The organism is Streptomyces sp. NPDC041940, assembly GCF_055589465.1.
The window spans coordinates 44,570-61,547 of record NZ_JBVJBP010000007.1; the positions used below are offsets into that span (position 1 = coordinate 44,570).

General features: G+C 71.1%; 16 protein-coding genes. 9 read left to right on the top strand and 7 right to left on the bottom strand.

What is annotated here, in order from left to right:
* Positions 1–9: 9 nt before the first annotated feature.
* Positions 10–1,014, bottom strand: coding sequence for an amino acid ABC transporter permease (locus ACZ6I3_RS14415; RefSeq protein ID WP_469414632.1), 1,005 nt, complete (start codon positions 1,012–1,014; stop codon positions 10–12).
* Positions 1,015–1,555: 541 nt separating this feature from the next.
* Between ACZ6I3_RS14415 and ACZ6I3_RS14420 the strand changes: the two genes are divergently transcribed.
* The 9 genes from ACZ6I3_RS14420 to ACZ6I3_RS14460 all read left to right on the top strand — a co-directional run bounded on the left by ACZ6I3_RS14420 (position 1,556) and on the right by ACZ6I3_RS14460 (position 10,005).
* Positions 1,556–2,707 carry an LLM class flavin-dependent oxidoreductase gene (locus tag ACZ6I3_RS14420; protein ID WP_469414633.1) on the top strand — a complete coding sequence of 384 codons (1,152 nt, stop codon included), beginning with the start codon at positions 1,556–1,558 and terminating at the stop codon, positions 2,705–2,707.
* A complete protein-coding gene (locus ACZ6I3_RS14425) occupies positions 2,704–3,201 on the top strand; it encodes a GNAT family N-acetyltransferase (protein WP_469414634.1) in 498 nt (165 codons plus the stop codon). The genes ACZ6I3_RS14420 and ACZ6I3_RS14425 overlap by 4 nt, the downstream gene beginning before the upstream one ends.
* Entirely contained in the window at positions 3,198–4,154 is a 957-nt protein-coding gene (locus tag ACZ6I3_RS14430) for an ABC transporter substrate-binding protein (RefSeq protein ID WP_469414635.1), read from the top strand. The genes ACZ6I3_RS14425 and ACZ6I3_RS14430 overlap by 4 nt, the downstream gene beginning before the upstream one ends.
* 3 nt (positions 4,155–4,157) lie before the next feature.
* Positions 4,158–5,090 (top strand): amino acid ABC transporter permease, encoded by a 933-nt coding sequence (locus ACZ6I3_RS14435; RefSeq protein ID WP_469414637.1) that lies wholly within the window; start codon positions 4,158–4,160, stop codon positions 5,088–5,090.
* Positions 5,087–5,851, top strand: coding sequence for an amino acid ABC transporter ATP-binding protein (locus ACZ6I3_RS14440; protein WP_469414639.1), 765 nt, complete (start codon positions 5,087–5,089; stop codon positions 5,849–5,851). The genes ACZ6I3_RS14435 and ACZ6I3_RS14440 overlap by 4 nt, the downstream gene beginning before the upstream one ends.
* 70 nt (positions 5,852–5,921) lie before the next feature.
* Complete coding sequence (locus tag ACZ6I3_RS14445; protein ID WP_469415022.1) at positions 5,922–6,869, top strand: ABC transporter substrate-binding protein; 948 nt, start codon at positions 5,922–5,924, stop codon at positions 6,867–6,869.
* 54 nt (positions 6,870–6,923) lie between these two features.
* Positions 6,924–8,051 carry an LLM class flavin-dependent oxidoreductase gene (locus ACZ6I3_RS14450; protein ID WP_469414640.1) on the top strand — a complete coding sequence of 376 codons (1,128 nt, stop codon included), beginning with the start codon at positions 6,924–6,926 and terminating at the stop codon, positions 8,049–8,051.
* Positions 8,052–8,246: 195 nt separating this feature from the next.
* The gene (locus tag ACZ6I3_RS14455) at positions 8,247–9,347 is read left to right on the top strand and encodes a winged helix DNA-binding domain-containing protein (RefSeq protein ID WP_469414641.1); all 1,101 of its coding nucleotides are present in this window, start codon (positions 8,247–8,249) and stop codon (positions 9,345–9,347) included.
* A gap of 76 nt (positions 9,348–9,423) precedes the next feature.
* Positions 9,424–10,005 carry an Rv1733c family protein gene (locus ACZ6I3_RS14460; RefSeq protein WP_469414643.1) on the top strand — a complete coding sequence of 194 codons (582 nt, stop codon included), beginning with the start codon at positions 9,424–9,426 and terminating at the stop codon, positions 10,003–10,005.
* A gap of 70 nt (positions 10,006–10,075) precedes the next feature.
* Here ACZ6I3_RS14460 and ACZ6I3_RS14465 read toward each other — a convergent pair whose 3' ends face one another.
* The 6 genes from ACZ6I3_RS14465 to ACZ6I3_RS14490 all read right to left on the bottom strand — a co-directional run bounded on the left by ACZ6I3_RS14465 (position 10,076) and on the right by ACZ6I3_RS14490 (position 16,871).
* Complete coding sequence (locus ACZ6I3_RS14465) at positions 10,076–11,311, bottom strand: cation:proton antiporter (RefSeq protein ID WP_469414644.1); 1,236 nt, start codon at positions 11,309–11,311, stop codon at positions 10,076–10,078.
* A 6-nt stretch (positions 11,312–11,317) separates the two neighbouring features.
* On the bottom strand, positions 11,318–11,803 hold the full coding sequence (locus ACZ6I3_RS14470; RefSeq protein WP_469414646.1) for a cation:proton antiporter regulatory subunit: 486 nt from the start codon (positions 11,801–11,803) through the stop codon (positions 11,318–11,320).
* A gap of 132 nt (positions 11,804–11,935) precedes the next feature.
* On the bottom strand, positions 11,936–12,391 hold the full coding sequence (locus ACZ6I3_RS14475) for a hypothetical protein (protein WP_469414648.1): 456 nt from the start codon (positions 12,389–12,391) through the stop codon (positions 11,936–11,938).
* Positions 12,392–12,537: 146 nt separating this feature from the next.
* Entirely contained in the window at positions 12,538–14,211 is a 1,674-nt protein-coding gene (locus ACZ6I3_RS14480; RefSeq protein WP_469414649.1) for a purine-cytosine permease family protein, read from the bottom strand.
* A 120-nt stretch (positions 14,212–14,331) separates the two neighbouring features.
* A complete protein-coding gene (locus ACZ6I3_RS14485; RefSeq protein WP_469414651.1) occupies positions 14,332–15,594 on the bottom strand; it encodes a hypothetical protein in 1,263 nt (420 codons plus the stop codon).
* Complete coding sequence (locus ACZ6I3_RS14490; RefSeq protein WP_469414653.1) at positions 15,591–16,871, bottom strand: bifunctional glycosyltransferase family 2/GtrA family protein; 1,281 nt, start codon at positions 16,869–16,871, stop codon at positions 15,591–15,593. The genes ACZ6I3_RS14485 and ACZ6I3_RS14490 overlap by 4 nt, the downstream gene beginning before the upstream one ends.
* Between the last annotated feature and the right edge of the window lie 107 nt (positions 16,872–16,978).

A 16,978-nucleotide genomic window follows, 5' to 3' on the forward strand; every position in this document is an offset into this window, starting at 1 on the left:
CTAGTAATTCTATAGGGAATGTAGGGAACGCGGGGAACGGCGGTATGCGGACAGCCGGGCCCTCAGCCTCTGCACGGGCGTCGGCGGCAGAGCCCGCGCCGCGCCCCGCGCGTAGTGGCGCTCGACATGGAACTGCCCCACGCTGAGCACGGTGGTGACGGCGATGTACCAGAGTGTGGCGACCATCAGCAGCGGGATGACCTGGTAGGTCTGGTTGTAGACCAACTGCGCCGAGTACAGCAGGTCGTGCACCGCCAGCACGCTGACGATGCTCGTGCCCTTCAGGGTGCCGATCAGCATGTTGCCGGCGGTCGGCACGATGGAGCGCATCGCCTGCGGCACCACGATCCGGCGCAGGGTGCGCGCCCTGCCGATGCCGAGGGCCTGGGCCGCCTCGGTCTGCCCGGAGTCCACCGAGAGGATGCCGCCGCGCACCACCTCCGCGGCATAGGCCGCCTCGTGCAGCGTGAGCCCGATGACGGCGGTGAGGACCGGTCCGAGCAGATTCACCGTCTTGACGGTGATGAACTGCGGGCCGAACGGGATACCGAGTCCGAGCGTCGGATAGAGGGCCCCGATGTTGAACCAGAACAGCAGCTGCACCAGCAGCGGAGTGGACCGGAAGATCCACACGAAGCCCCAACTCAGCGTGGCCAGCACGGGGTTGCCGGACAGTCGCATCACGGCCAGCGGAATGCCGAGCAGGAAGCCGAGCACCATCACCACGCCGGTCAGCCACAGGGTGAGGAGCAGCCCGTCGAGGACGGCGGTACTCGTGAAGTACTGGCCGACCACCTCCCACTGGAAGGCGCGGTTGCGGACGACGGAGTTGACCACCATCGCGAAGACCAGCAGCGCGACGGCCGCGGACAGCAGACGGCCCACGCGCCGGCGCGGCACGATCCGTGGGAGATCGTCGTCGGGCCCCCGGCCCGGAACCCGGCCGGAGGACGCTGTCGGACGCCCCGCGGACGTGGCGGATGCGGAGTCGGTGAGATCGGGCGGCGAGACCATCGGAAGGATCTCCAGGGAGGGAGGCGCGGCATGGATACGGAACCGGAGTCCCGGTCGGGCGTCATCACGCTCGCCGCGTCCCTCAACGCGGTGCGCCCGATCGTAGGGGTCCGACACACGCGCGTGTCAACCACGCACCGGAACCGTTCAACTCCCGTCCGGCATCCGAGCCGTGGTTGACGAAAAGCGAGATGTCCTGCTCAAGTAGTCGCATGAATGCCGGACAGCGCCTGGTCAGCCGGGTCCACATCGACTTCGGTCGAGTGTGGTCCGCGGCGTGTTGCGCCTGACACGGCAGCGGGCCGTCTGACCGGCCCTTCCCTCCCTCGGTGTCCCCGTCGCGGGCCGAGTCTCTCTCCTGACACGCGCTGCCGTCGCATCACCCCGCCCGGGGCCCGTACCCCGGCGTCATCACACCTGTTCACCCCCTGGTTCCCCACGCCCTGAGGCGCCGTCACACCCGGCCGCCCCGAGGGCCGCCCCGCCGTGCCCGCGTCCGAACTCGGCTCGGCATCACAGGACTTGAGGAAAGGCCATACCCATGCCCGTGGAGTTCCTCGGCATCGCCGCCACCCACGACGGTTCCGAAACCACCCCGCGCTCCGGCGCCGCCTTCGACAAGGAGTACACGCTCCGGCTCGCCCGCGCGCACGAGGACCACGACTGGGACCGGGTGCTGTTCGCCTACGGTTCCGGCTCGCCGGACCCGGCGCCGGCCGCCGCCTACATCGCGAGCAGGCTGGACCGGCTCCAGATCCTCCTCGCGCACCGGCCCAACGTCTCGTACCCGACCTTCGCCGCGAAGACCTTCGCCACCCTCGATCAGATCAGCGAGGGCCGGCTGACCGTGCACTTCATCACGGGCGGCAACGACCACGAACAGGGCCGCGAGGGCGACACCCTCACCAAGGACGAGCGCTACGCACGCACCCGCGAGTACATCCGGATCGTCAAGAAGATCTGGACCACGCGCGAGCCCTTCGACCACGAGGGCGAGCACTACCGCTTCCACGATTTCGTCAGTGACGTCTTCCCGGTCCAGCAGCCGCGCCCGAACGTGTCCTTCGGCGGCTCGTCACCCGCGGCGTACGCAGCCGGCGGAGCCGAGGCCGACGTCTACTGCCTCTGGGGCGAGCCCCTGGCGAAGACCGCCGAGCAGATCGAGACGGTGAAGGCGGCGGCGAAGGCGGCGGGCCGCACCGACGTCCCGCGCATCCAGGTGGCCTTCCGCCCGATCATCGCCCCGACCGAGGAACTGGCCTGGGAGAAGGCCCACCGCACGGTCGGCGCGATCAAGGCCCGCAAGGAGAGGGGCGAGGCGATCACCAAGCGCCACAACGGACTCGCCCAGCCGCAGGCTGTAACACCTCAAAACACCGGCTCTCAGCGGCTGATCGCCATCGCCGAGGCGGGGGAGCGCTACGACCGCGCCCTGTGGACCCCGACGGCCGCCGCGACCGGCGGCGCGGGCAACTCCAACGCCCTGGTCGGCACCCCGGAGACGGTCGCGCAGGCACTCCTGGACTACTACGACCTCGGCGTCGACATCCTCTCCGCCCGCGGCTACGACCTGCTGGGCGACGCCATCGACTTCGGCCGGCACGTGATCCCCATCGTCCGCGAGGAGGTCGCCAAGCGCGACGCCGAGCGGGCCGCCCGCGGCACCGAGACCCTGGCGGCGGTGAACGGATGACCTCCGCACCGGAACTGACGTTCCTACATGTCCCCGTCTCCGATCCCCGCGTCGAGCCACTGCTGCGCGAGCTCGGCCACGAGTACTCGGCGCGCTACGGCAGGGACGCGCACGCCGAGATAGCCCGCTACCCCGACGAGGAGTTCACCGCAGCGCACGGCGGCCTGCTCCTGCTGCTCCTGGAACACGGCGAGCCCGTCGCGGGCGGCGCCTTCCGCCGCTACGACGCCACCACGGCAGAGCTGAAGCGGATCTGGAGCCACTCCGCCCACCGGCGGCGCGGTCTGGCCCGGCGTGTCGTCGCCGAGCTGGAGCAGGAGGCGGCCGGCCGCGGCTACCGCCGGATCTACCTCACCACGGGCCCGCGCCAGCCCGAGGCCCGCGGCCTGTACCTGGCCACCGGCTACACACCGCTGTTCGACACCGAGGCCGACCCCGAGACCATCGGCCCGCTGCCGTTCGAGAAGCACCTCGGAGAGGCCCTGAAGCCGTGAACACCCGCACGATCAGAACCCGTCCGCGCGGCGCCGCCGCCCTCGCACTGCTGCCCGTCCTGGCGCTGACCGCCTGCGGCTCCGGCGGCACCCCCGGCACCACTCCCGCGGGCGCCCAGGCGTCCCCCGCGCCCACCGACGACCCGGTCGCCGCCGTGCGCAAGGTGGACTCCGCCGCCGCCCTGCTGCCCGCCGACGTCCGCAAGGCGGGCACCCTGCGCATCGGCAGCTCCGTCGGATTCCCGCCCGGGGCCTACTACCCGAACGGGCCCGGCAAGGCGCCCGCGGGCCAGGACATCGACATCGCCGACGCGGTGGCCAAGGTCCTCGGCGTGAAACCGGCACGGCAGGACGCCTCCTTCGAGACGATCCTGCCCGCCCTCGGCAGCGGCAAGTTCGACGTCGGCACCGGCAACTTCGGTGTCACCACCCAGCGCCTGAAGACCGTCGACTTCGTCACCTACATCAACGACGGCCAAGGCTTCGCGGTGAAGAAGGGAAACACCACACTCGAGAAGAAGGTCACCGACCTGAAGCAGCTGTGCGGGCTGACCATCGGCACGGGTGCCGGCACCACCTTCGAGACGACCCTCACCGCGCAGAAGGACATCTGCGCGAAGGCCGGCAGGAAGCCGTACGAGGTGAAGGTCTACTCGGAGAACGGCGCCACGCTCACCGCGCTCCAGCAGGGCCGCATCGACGTGATCATGTCGACCATCAACGGCCTGCGCTACCAGGCGGCCCAGCCCGCCGCCCGGACCACCTTCCTCGGCGAGTACCACCGCCTCGACGTCGGCTTCGCCTTCCGGAAGAACTCCCCGCTCACCAAGGCCTTCCAGGCCGCCGTCGACGCACTGATCAAGGACGGCACCTACGCCCGGATCCTCGAGAAGTGGGGCACCTCCGCCTCCGCGATCGACGCGTCGCAGATCAACCCGCCCGAACACAGGTGACCCATGAGCAGCGACACCCTCACAGAACCGGCCCCCCGGCTGGTCGAAGACCCGTCCGAACTGAAGGTCGTCCCCACCCGCCACTACGCCCGCTGGGCCGCCGGCGCCGCCATTCTCGTGCTGATCGCCCAGTTCGTCCACGGGCTGGCCACGAACCCCGTCTGGGAATGGCACGTCTTCGGTGAGTACGTCTTCTCGGAGACGATCGTCCAGGCCGTGTGGGTGACCCTCCAACTCACCGCCTACGCCACCGTCCTCGGCTTCCTCCTCGGCACCGTGATCGCCTTCATGCGGCTGTCGCGCAGCCCGCTGCTCTCGACCGTCGCCTGGACCTACATCTGGATCTTCCGGTCGATCCCGATGATCGTCCAGCTGGTGTTCTGGTTCAACCTCAGCGCCCTGTACAAGGAGCTGGGTCTCGGCATCCCCTTCGGCCCGGTGTTCTGGTCCGTCGACAGCAACACCCTCATCGGCACCATCGGCGCCGCCGTCATCGGACTGACCCTGCATCAGGCGGCCTACGCCGCCGAGATCGTCCGCGGCGGCGTCCTCGCCGTCGACCACGGACAGCTCGAAGCGGCCGCCGCGCTCGGCATCCCCCGGCTGCGGCAGATCCGCCGGATCGTCCTGCCGCAGGCCATGCGCGCCATCCTGCCCACCGCCGGCAACGAGATCATCGGCCTGCTCAAAGGCACTTCGGTGGTCTACGTGATGTCCATCGGCGAGCTCTTCTACCAGGTGCAGGTGATCTACGGCCGCAACGGCCGGGTCATCCCGCTGCTGCTCGTCGCCACCGCCTGGTACGTCGTCCTGACCTCCCTGCTGTCGGTCGCCCAGTACTACATCGAGCGCCGCTACGCCCGTGGCGCCGACCGCACCCCGCCGCCCACCCCCCTCCAGCGCGCCCGGCGCATCGTGACGAAGGAGAGCGCATGAATGCCGTCATGGTCGACGTCCACGGCGTCCACAAGAGCTTCGGTCCCCTGGAGGTGCTGCGCGGCGTCGACCTGGAGGTCCGTGCCGGCGAGGTCACCGTGATCCTCGGCCCGTCCGGATCCGGCAAGTCCACGCTGCTGCGCACCATCAACCACCTGGAGAAGGTCGACCGCGGCTGGATCAGCATCGACGGCGAACTCATCGGCTACCGACGCTCGGGCGACAAACTGCACGAGCTGAAGGAGAAGGACGTTCTGAAGCAGCGGACCAACATCGGGTTCGTCTTCCAGAACTTCAACCTCTTCCCGCACCTGTCCGTGCTGGAGAACCTCGTCGAAGCCCCCGTCTCCGCGCTCGGCCGCCCCCGCAAGGAGGCGGAGGAGACCGCCCGCCGGCTGCTGGAGCGGGTCGGCCTCGCCGAGAAGACCGATGCCTATCCACGGCAGTTGTCCGGCGGACAGCAGCAGCGCGTCGCCATCGCCCGCGCACTCGCCCTCGAACCCAAGGTGCTGCTCTTCGACGAACCCACCTCGGCGCTCGACCCCGAACTGGTCGGCGAGGTCCTCGACGTCATCAAGGACCTCGGCCGCACCGGCACCACCATGATCGTCGTGACCCACGAGATCGGCTTCGCCCGCGAGGTCGCCGGCACGGTGGTCTTCATGGACGGCGGAGTCGTCGTGGAGCAGGGCCCGCCCTCGGCCGTCCTCGACGCCCCGCGGCACGAGCGCACCCGCGCCTTCCTCTCCAAGGTCCTCTGAGACCCCTCCCGTTACGCACACAAGGAGCACCACTGTGGCCACCCTCGCCGCCCGCCGCACCACCGCGGCAATGCTCGGACTCGCCACCGCCCTCGTCCTCGCCGGCTGCGCCGACCCCACCGACGGCGGCACCACCGAGGTCGCGGCCGAGTCCGGCAGCAAGACGAAGATCAACATCAGTCCCGACCAGCAGCGCGTCACGACCGGCAAGGTGGACTCCATAGCCGACGAGGTCCCGGAGAAGATCCGCAGGAGAGGCACCCTGGAACTCGTCTCCTCCGCCGGCTCCGCCGCACCGCTGACCTTCTACTCCACCGACAACAGGACCGTCATCGGCGTCGAGCCCGACCTCGCCCACCTGGTCGCCGACGTGCTCGGCCTCAAGCCCCACATCAACACGGTGTCGTGGGAGAACATCTTCGTCGGCCTCGACAGCGCCAAATACGACGCGGGCCTCAGCAACATCACCGTCACCGAGGAACGCAAGGAGAAGTACGACTTCGCCACCTACCGCGAGGACAACCTGGGGTTCGCGGCGAAGAAGGGCAGCGGCCTGAAGATCACCGGGCCGAAGGACGTGGCGGGGAAGACCGTCGCCGTGAGCAGCGGCACCAACCAGGAGAAGCTGCTGGTCGAGTGGTCGGCACAGAACAAGAAGGCCGGCCGGAAGCCGGTGGACATCAAGTACTACCAGAACGAGAGCGACACCTACCTCGCTCTCCAGTCCGGCCGGATCGACCTCTACCTCGGCCCCAACCCGACCGCCGCCTACCACGCGGCCACCAGCGGGAAGACGGAGGTCGTCGGCACGTACTCCGGGGCCGGCGCGGGCCTCCAGGGCCTCATCGCGGCCATCACCAAGAAGGACAGCGGACTGGCGAAGCCGCTCGCCGACGCGACCAACCACATCATCGACAACGGCACCTACGCGAAGGTGCTGAAGCGCTGGGGCCTGTCCGGCGAGGCCGTGACCAGGTCGGAGATCAACCCGCCCGGCCTGCCGAAGAACGGCGGCTAGCTGTTTCGTCCCGAGACCGTCCGCGACCACCAGACCGCTGAGGAGCACCCGACCATGTCCGGCATCCCTCTCGGGGTCCTCGACCTCGTCCCGATCCCGTCCGGCTCCACCGCCGCCGAGGCGCTGCACCACACCATCGACCTCGCCCGGCAGACCGAGCGGTTCGGCTACAGCCGCTACTGGTTCGCCGAGCACCACCTCAACCCGGGCGTGGCCGGGACCTCACCCGCCGTCGTCCTGGCCCTGACCGCCTCCGCGACCTCCACGATCAGGATCGGCTCCGGTGCCGTGCAACTCGGCCACCGCACCGCCCTGTCCACCGTCGAGGAGTTCGGCCTGATCGACGCCCTGCACCCGGGGCGCCTCGACCTGGGCCTCGGCCGCTCCGGCGGCCGGCCCCCCGGACAGACGGCGGAAGCCCGCCCGACCACGACCCCGGTCGTCGACGGGCGCACCCCGAACGGCCTGAGGATCCCGCCCCGTTTCTCCTTCGAGCACCTGCGCGGTTCACCCCGGCTCCGCCTCCAGCAGCGGTTGTTGCAGCAGCCGGGCGCCGGCCACCAGGACTACGGCGAACAGGTCGACGACATCCTCGCGCTGCTGCGCGGCGACTACCGCTCGCCGGAGGGCCTCGAAGCACACGCCGTCCCCGGCGAGGGCGCCGACCTGCAGGTGTGGATCCTCGGCAGCAGCGGCGGCGAGAGCGCCGAGGTCGCGGGCCGCAACGGCCTGCGCTTCGCGGCCAACTACCACGTCAGCCCGGCCACCGTACTGGAGGCGGCGGAGGGCTACCGGGCCGCGTTCCAGCCGTCCGACCATCTCGACAAGCCCTTCGTCAGTGTCTCCGCCGACGTCGTCGTCGCCGAGGACGACGAGACCGCCCGCGAACTGGCCACCGGCTACGGCCCGTGGGTACGCAGCATCCGCACCGCAGAGGGCGCGATCCCCTTCCCGACCCCCGAGCAGGCCCGCGCCCACACCTGGACGGAGCAGGACCGCGCCCTGGTCGCCGACCGCGTCGACACCCAGTTCGCCGGCTCGCCGGGACGCGTCGCCGACCGGCTCGAACAACTCCAGGAGGCCACCGGCGCCGACGAGCTGATCATCACCACCATCACGCACGACCACGCCGACCGCGTGCGCTCCTACCGACTCCTCGCGGAGGAATGGCAACGCCGGTGAGACGGCACGCCTCGACCAAGGCTGTACCGAGCCTCGCGAGAACGTCCCCGCCCCCTCCTGGTCACGCGCGACACCTCGGCCGCGACTCCGGATGCGGTCACGACCTGACCGCATCCCGTGCGACGGTGACCGGGCAAGCCGCCCGGACCACTCGAACCACGGGCCGGCACACGACTCGAAGGCCGAGGTGCTCCCTTGACCGTTCTCGACGCCCGCGCGCTCAACCGCGCCACCCTCGCACGGCAGTTGCTCCTCGACCGCGCCGACCTGCCGGTGCTCGACGCCGTCGCGCAGCTGTGCGGACTCCAGGCGCAGGAGCCGCAGGAGCCGTTCATCGGGCTCTGGTCCCGGTTGCGGGCCTTCGCGCCCACGGTGCTGTCGGACCTGCTGACCGGGCGGCGCGTGGTGCGGACCCATCTCATGCGCCGCACCGTCCACCTCGTCACCGCCGACGACCTGGTGGCCTGGCGGGCGCGCCACGACGCCATGCTGCGCCAGCGGGTGCTCGGCACTTACCGCCGCGAGCTGGAGGGGGTCGACCTCGGCGAACTCGCGGCGGCCGGGCGGTCCGTCATGGCCGACGGCGAACCCCGCGCGATGGGCGACCTCGCGCGCGCCGTCGCCGGCCGCTGGCCCACGGCGGGGCCCCGGCCACTCGGCGAAATGCTCATCGCGGGTCTGCTCCCGACCGTGCAACTGCCCCCGCGCGGGCTGTGGCGCACGACGGGAGGAGCGCGCTACGCACTGGTCTCCTCCTGGCTGGGACGCGAGATCGACCCACCGGACTCCGACAGCTCCGACCCCGTGGGACAGACACTGGTACGGCGCTACCTGGCCGCGTTCGGCCCCGCCGCCTCGGCCGACCTGCGCGCCTGGTGCGGTCTGGCCGGACTGCCCGCCGCCGTCTCCGCCCTGCGCGAGGAACTGGTCGTCTTCCGCGACGAGCGCGGCCGGGAACTGCTGGACCTCCCCGAGGCACCGCGCCCCGATCCCGGCACCCCAGCCCCGGTGCGGTTCCTGCCGGCCTTCGACAACGCGATCCTCGGCTACCACGACCGCGGCCGGATCATCGACGACGCCCATCGCGGCCTGTCCGTCGCCGGCGCCCGGGTCGTCCTGGTCGACGGCCGGGTCGCCGCGACCTGGAGCGTCGAGGCGGACCGCGTCCTGATCACCCCGCTGGGCCGCTTCACCCGCGCCGACCGCACCGCCGTCGACGAGGAGGGACGGGCGCTGGCGTCCTTCCTCTCCGGCGGCGACAGCGACCGGGTACGGATCGCCGCGTCCCCCGGCTGAGCGCCACGCCGACAGGGGCACCGATCAGGCGCACACTGGAAGGGTGCTGCCGGTGCTCACGAGGGGGTGTCGGCCGATGGAAGCGTCAGAGCGTACGACCATGCGGTGGTGGCGGTGGCGACGCAACGCGCTCAAGCGGCGCGTGGACGTCGTCGAAGCCTGGGTCGTGCTCGCCGGCTGGGTGTTCGCCCTGCTGGGCGGGCTGGCCGGGGGGCTGATGGCGGCGGGTGCGGTCGAGCAGGCCGTCGAAAAGCAGCGGGCCGGGAGCCACCAGGTCTCGGCGGTCGTCGTCAAGGACGCGCCGGGCCCGTCACCGGCCCGCGCGGCGAGCGACCACCGGGTGTGGGGCGAGGTGCGGTGGACCGCGCCGGACGGTTCGACGCACAAGGACGAGGCACGGGTACCGCCCCGGGCGCCGGCCGGGAGCACGGTCCCCGTGTGGGTGAACAAGAGCGGTGACATCACGACCCCACCGGTGTCCGAAGGCGAGGCCTGGCTCCACACGACCATGGGCGGCGCCCTGGCCGGTGGCCTGGCGGGCGGGGCGGTGCTGGGAGCGGCCTGGCTGATACGGCTGTCCCTGGACCGGCGGCGTATGGCGCAGTGGGACGCGGAATGGGAGCGGATCGACGCGCGGCGGGGGTGGAAGACCGGCTGACCGGGAGCTTCTCCCGACGGGGGGACGTCAGGGTCGCGGTGTGCCGGAGCTGTACGGCTGCCGATGCGCGTCAGGCACGGCCGACCGGGTCCTGGCCCTCGATGCTCTCGTGAGCGCCGAGAGCGACGGGCGCGGCCTTCCCCCGCCGCACCCGTCCCGTCAGGAGCGTCGCCACGGGCTCGGTCCATCGCGCGGTCAGCGGGCCGAGGAGAACCAGGATGAGGACGTACGCAGTGGCCAGGGGGCCCAGGGACGGCTCGATGCCGGCCGTGACGGCGAGCCCCGCGATGACGATGGAGAACTCGCCGCGGGCCACGAGCGTGCCGCCGGCCCGCCAGCGGCCCTTGGGCCCGATCCCGGCCCGGCGCGCGGCCCAGTAGCCGGTGGCGATCTTCGTCGCGGTGGTGACGGCCGCCAGGGCGAGGGCGGGCAGCAGGACGGGCGGGATGCTGGCGGGGTCCGTGTGCAGCCCGAAGAAGACGAAGAACACCGCGGCGAACAGATCCCGCAACGGCGCGAGCAGGCTCGTCGCACCCTCGGCGACCTCGCCCGACAGCGCGATACCGACCAGGAAGGCGCCCACGGCGGCGGACACCTGGAGCTGCTGGGCGAGCCCGGCGACCACGAGGGTCACGCCTAGCACCACCAGCAGCAGTTTCTCGGGGTCGTCGCTGGAGACGAAGCGGGAGACATGGCGGCCGTAGCGCACCGCGAGGACGAGGACGACGGTGGCCACGCCCAGGGCGATGGCCAGCGTGACGGCGCCCGCGGCCAGGCTCACCCCGGCCAGCAGGGCCGTGACGATGGGCAGGTACACCGCCATGGAGAGGTCCTCGAGGACCAGGATGCTCAGGATGGCCGGGGTCTCCCGGTTGCCGAGCCGCCCCAGGTCACCGAGCACCTTGGCGATGACGCCGGAGGAGGACACCCAGGTGACGCCGGCCAGCACGACGGCGGCGACCGGGCCCCAGCCGAGCAGCAGGGCCAGTGCCGCGCCGGGCAGCGCGTTGAGGACGGCGTCGACGACCCCGGCCTGATAGTGGGTTCTGAGGTTGGAGACCAGGTCGGCGGCCGTGTACTCCAGGCCCAGCATGAGCAGCAGCAGGATGACACCGATCTCGGCACCGATGGCGACGAAGTCCTCGCTGGCGCCCAGCGGCAGCAGTCCGCCCTTGCCGAACGCGAGCCCGGCCAGCAGATAGAGGGGGATCGGCGAGAAGCGGAAACGCCCGGCGAGCCGGCCGAGCAGCCCGAGCCCGAGGATGAGGCAGCCGAACTCGATCAGGAAGACCGCGGAGGAGTGCATGGCGGGTCACTCCCGCCCGAGTATCTCGGCGGCCGCCTCCACGCCCTCGCGGGTCCCGATGACGATGAGGGTGTCCCCGCCGGCCAGCCGGAAGTCCGGCGTGGGGGAGGGGATCGCCTCGGCCCGGCGCAGCACCGCCACGACGGACGCGCCGGTGTCGGTGCGGATCCGGGACTCGCCCAGCAGCCTGCCGTTCCAGTGTGAGGAGCCGGGCAGTTCGATCCGCTCGGCGACGAGCCCCAGGTCGGTGGTGGACAGCAGGTTCGGCGTGTGATGCGCGGGCATCAGCGCGTCGATGAGGGTGGCCGTCTCCTCCGTCGTCAGGCGCACCGACAGGTCGCAGGCGTCCGGGTCGTCCCTGCGGTAGGCGCTGATCGTCCGGTGGCCGTCGCGGTGGGCGACCACCGAGAGGCGGCGGCTGTCCCGTGTCGTCAGGTCGTAGCGCACCCCGATGCCCGGCAACGGCGTACTGCTGAGGCGTGGCGCGCTCATCCCTGTCCCCCTTCGGTCGGCGTGCGCGTTCCGGAGATTCGCCTGCGGGGGGCCGCGCCCGGACGAGCGACCGGATCCGGCCTGTGGGCTCATCCTAGGCGGCCGGGAGGGACGGCACCCGTCCTGCCCGGGCTACCTGGGTGGCTCGGGGAAGGGCGATCCGGAAGGGAAGGGAGTGGCCGAGGGCAGCCTCGCGGTCGCCCCCTCCACCTGCCGTACGGTGCCCGTTCCCGGCTGGTGGCCCGTGCCCGCGCCGGTGGACAGCTGGGACCAGGCCCCGAGGGCCACGGCCACGGCGGCGGCGGTGGCGACGACACGTCCCACGCGCCGGGCCTTGGCACGACGGTCCAGGTCCCGCCAGGCCACGCGGACCCACAGTTCCTCCGGCTGCCACAGGTCGCCGACGGCGTGCGGGGGTTGGAGCCGCCGCCCCGCCGCGCGCTCCCTCGCGGAGGGCTCCCTGGGGGCGGAGACCCGTATGGCGTCCTCGGTGTCCGAGAGGAACCTCCGCCACACGTCTTCCGCGATCGAGGGAACGCCGTCCGGCTCGTCGGGCGTTCCCGCTCTGCCCGTTCCTTCGGTGGTCATGTCCGTCATCCCCTCTCCGACCTTTGGCCCGATCACTGCACAGCGCAAGATCAGTATGCCGCCCGGAGCTGCGAAAGGCCTCGTCGGAGAGGGAGAAAGACGACGGGCGGGCCGAATCCGTCTCGGCCCGCTCCCGGCGTGGGGCGTCACGCCGCGGCGGGCGCCTCCGGCAGCACATGGTCGCCGGCCTTGTCGGTGCTCAGGCAGAGCGAGCAGACCACGGCGTCGTGCGTCCGGCAGGCTGCCACGTCCGGCCGCTCGAACCGCTGCCGGCACACATGGCACTCGTAGGCGACGGCGCTGGGGTTGCCGTCCTCGTCGAAGAGCGGCTCGGCGATGCCGTCGTCCGTACGGCGCAGGTAGTACTTGCCCTTGGTGGCGACGGCCATCAGCGGCGTGAGGACGAAGGCGATGACCGCCGCGGCGACGGGGGAGTACGGCTGGAGCGTGTCGCCCAGCGCGTGGAAGTACATGGCGATGGACAGACCGGACGCGGCGACGAAGGCCACGACGCCGACCGGGTTGACGGCGTAGAGCATGCCGCGGCGGAACTCGGGGGCGTGCGGGGACAGTTTCAGCACGTACTTGTTGATGCCGATGTCGGTGGCGACGGTGACCACCCAGGCGATCGCGCAGTTCGAGTAGAAACCCAGGATGCCGTTGAGGAAGCTGAACATGTCGGCCTCCATCAGGGCCAGCGCGAAGCCCAGATTGACCAGGACGAAGACCATCCGGCCCGGGTAGCGCCTGGTGACCCGGGTGAAGGAGTTGGTCCAGGCGAGGGAGCCGGAGTACGCGTTCGTCACGTTGATCTTGATCTGGCTGATCACGACCAGGGCCACCGCCAGCGGGAGGACGATCCAGGACGGCATCATCGCGTCGAACGCGTGCTTGAACTGCTGGATCGGCTCGGGGGCCGCGGTCGGACCGACCTCGGCGATGATGTAGACCGCGAGGAACACACCGATGGCCTGCTTCAGCGCGCCCAGCACCACCCAGCCCGGGCCTGCCATCACCACGGCCGTCCACCAACTCCGCTTGTTCGCCTCGGTCTTGGGCGGCATGAAGCGCAGATAGTCGATCTGCTCGCCGATCTGCGCGATCAGCGACAGGCACACGCCCGCCCCCAGCAGCACGGAGGCGGTGTTGACCCCGCCGTCCCCGTCGGTGCCCGCGTACGCGAGGAAGCGGTCGACGGACCCCGGGTCGGTGGCGACCAGATAGACCAGCGGGCCGACCATCAGCAGCAGCCAGACCGGGGTGGTCCACACCTGGAGCTTGCTCAGCGCCGTCATGCCGTAGATCACCAGCGGGATCACCATCAGCGTGGACACCAGATAGCCCAGCCACAGCGGCAGTCCGAGGCCCAGCTTCAGGCCCTGCGCCATGATCGAGCCTTCGAGGGCGAAGAAGATGAAGGTGAAGCTGGCGAAGATGACGCTGGTGAGGACCGAGCCGAAGTAGCCGAAGCCGGAGCCGCGCGTGATCAGGTCCAGGTCGATGTTGTAGCGGGCCCCGTAGTAGGCGAGCGGGAAGCCGGTCACGAAGATGACTACGGCGGCGACGCCGATCGCGAGGAGCGCGTTGCCGGTGCCGTGGGCCAGGCCGATGCCGGCGCCGATGGAGAAGTCGGCCATGTAGGCGATGCCGCCGAGCGCGGTCGTCGCCACCACCATCGGAGTCCAGCGCCGGTAGCTGCGCGGCGCGAAACGGAGGGTGTAGTCCTCCAGGGTCTCCTTGACGGCCTGGTCTGAACCCGGCGCCGCCTGCCGCGCCGGTTCCGGATCGGTGACTTCTGCCAGTCGTGGCTCGGTACTCATGCCACGCCTCCTCGCTGCGGGTTGGGGACGACAGGCAGGCACGGTAGGCAGCGGGCGTTACCCCTAAATACTTCCCGCGTGAAGGGAATGTTTCGGAGCCATCTCACGCACCGACAGCGGCTACGGCACTCCGAGTTCGAAGAGCACATACCCCGCGTACGACCCGGACGCCAGCGCGGCCGTGCCGAGGACTACGACCAGGGACGGCCATCCCAGCCGGCTCATCGCGAGGGCGAGGGGCACCAGCAGAGGGAAGAGGGGCAGCAGATAGCGCGAGACGTTGCCGAAGATCTGCTGGGTGGTCATCACCATGAGGTACGACAGCACGGTGTACACGACGAGCACGGCCGGCGGGCGCAGCCGCAGCAGCAGCACCGTCAGCGCCGGCACCGCGAGCACGACGCAGACGCCGATGACGTCCTCGAAGGCCCTGGCGAAGAGATAGTCGAAGTGCCCGACGGGGAGGGACGTCAGCACCTTGAACGTATGGGCTCCCCAGTCGAACTTGTGGGCCCACGCACCGTCCTGCAGCTTGGAGTAACCGTTGATGTCGCCCATGCGGTAGTTGACCCAGGCGAGATAGCCGAACAGTCCCAGCGGTGCGATCGCCACGGCGGCCAGTGGACGCAGCACACCGTCCGCGCGCCGGCGCAGGGACAGCAGCGCGGCGACGCCGAGGGCGGCGATCAGCGCGGCGGCGGTGGGCCGGCAGAGTCCGGCGGCACAGGTCAGCAGCCCGGCGGTCAGCCAGCGGCGGGACATGACGGCGTGACAGGCCCACGCGGCGAGAGCCGTGTAGAGGGACTCCGAGTAGCCCGACCACTCCGTGCCTGAGCCGGGCCAGACCGCCCACAGCCCGGCCGCGACCAGCCCGGCCCGGTGGCCGCCCAGCCGTCGCGTCACGGCGTAGATGCCGAGCGCCGCGACGAACGAGGCGATCACGGACACCGTCAGGCCGGCGCCGAACAGTCCGAGCCCGGTGCACTCCGAGACCAGGCGCATCAGCGCCGGGTACAGCGGGAAGAACGCAGCCGAGTTGCCCTCGATGGTGATCAGCCCTGTCGCGCCCGGGACCGGTTCCAGGGCGGGGTCGTACCCGTGCTCGGCTATCTGCTGGTACCACCAGCCGTCCCAGCTGGCCAGGACGTCCCAGGGGTGCTCGCCGCCGCCGAAGCGGGGGTTCTTCTTGCGGAAGTCGCCCGCGGAATCCAGCAGGTACATGAAGACGGCGAAGCCGGCCAGCTTCAGCACGCCGTACGTCAGCAGCACGGGACCGTAGCGCACGACGGCCCAGCGCAACCGTCGGCGGAACTCCCTGGATCTTCGGGGGACTTCAGGAGGCTCGTGGCCGGACAGCGGTCGGCTCAGCTCGGTGGTGCTCATGAGGATCCTGTCGTACGGCGGTCGTTGTCGCGGGCGGGGAACACCCAGGCCCGGTAGAGGAGGAAGCGCAGCAGTGTCGCGGCCAGGTTGGCGGCGACGAGGGTCACCAGCTCGACCTCGCGCCCGGCCCCGGGCGCGGTGTGGTGCAGGGCGGCCAGGGAACCGCTGGTCAGGGCCAGTCCGACCAGGAACGCCGCCAGGCCCTTGAGATGGTGGCGCAGCGCGCCGCCGCGCCCCCGCACCCCGAAGGTGAGCCGCCGGTTGGCCGCGGTGTTGGCGACCGCGCTGGCGAGCAGGGCGAGCGCGTTGGCGGCCTGTGCCCCCGTCGCCGGTCTGAGCCCGAGGTAGAGCAGCAGGTAGCAGAGGGTGCTGGCGACACCGACGGCGGCGAAGCGCACCGCCTGCCGGACCAGGCCCGGCGGCAGTTCCCCGGCGAGGTCGCCGTCGCTGCGGTGCAGCGCGCTGAGCGGCAGCCTGCCGCAGGCCAGGGCCCGCCCCAGCCTCGCCATGCCCCGCAGATCGGCCAGCGCCGTGGAGACGATGCGCACCCGGCTGTCGGGGTCGTCCACCCAGTCCACCGGCACCTCGTGGATCCGCAGCCCCGCGCGCTCGGCGATGACCAGCAACTCGGTGTCGAAGAACCACCCCTGGTCCTCCACCAGCGGCAGCAACCGCTCGGCGACATCCCGCCGCACCGCCTTGAACCCGCACTGCGCGTCGGAGAACCCCACGGCGAGCGCCGAGCGCAACAGCCCGTTGTAGCAACGGGAGACGATCTCCCGCTTCGGCCCGCGCACCACCCGCGAACCACGCGCCAGACGGGTGCCGATGGCGATGTCCGAGTGCCCCGAGATCAGCGGCGCGACCAGCGGCAGCAGCGCCGCGAGGTCGGTGGACAGATCCACGTCCAGATACGCCAGCACCGGTGCGGGGGACCGCGACCAGGCGGCGTGCAGCGCACGGCCCCGCCCCTTCTCGGCCAGCCGGATCCAGTCCGTGCCGGGCAGTTCGGCGGCCAGCCGCGCGGCGATCCGCGGGGTCCCGTCGGTGCTCGCGTTGTCGGCGATGGTGATCCGGAACGAGTAAGGGAACGTCTCGCCGAGGTGCGCGTGCAGGCGCCGGACGCACGGCTCCAGATCGTTCTCCTCGTTGTACACGGGCACGACCACGTCGAGGACGGGGTCCGGGTGGTGCGCGGGCAGGGGCGCCCGGCGCGGCAACGCGGCGAGCTCTGAGGTCGGGCGGTCGATCAGGGCCGGCCGCCGTTCGGTTCTCATGGCTGCTTACCGGTCTCTTTCTGGCGCGCGGCAAACGCGGGCGCCGGTTCGGGGCATGACGAAGGCGCCCGTCTCGGTGGTGCGGTGGGGGAGTGCGGGGCGATGAC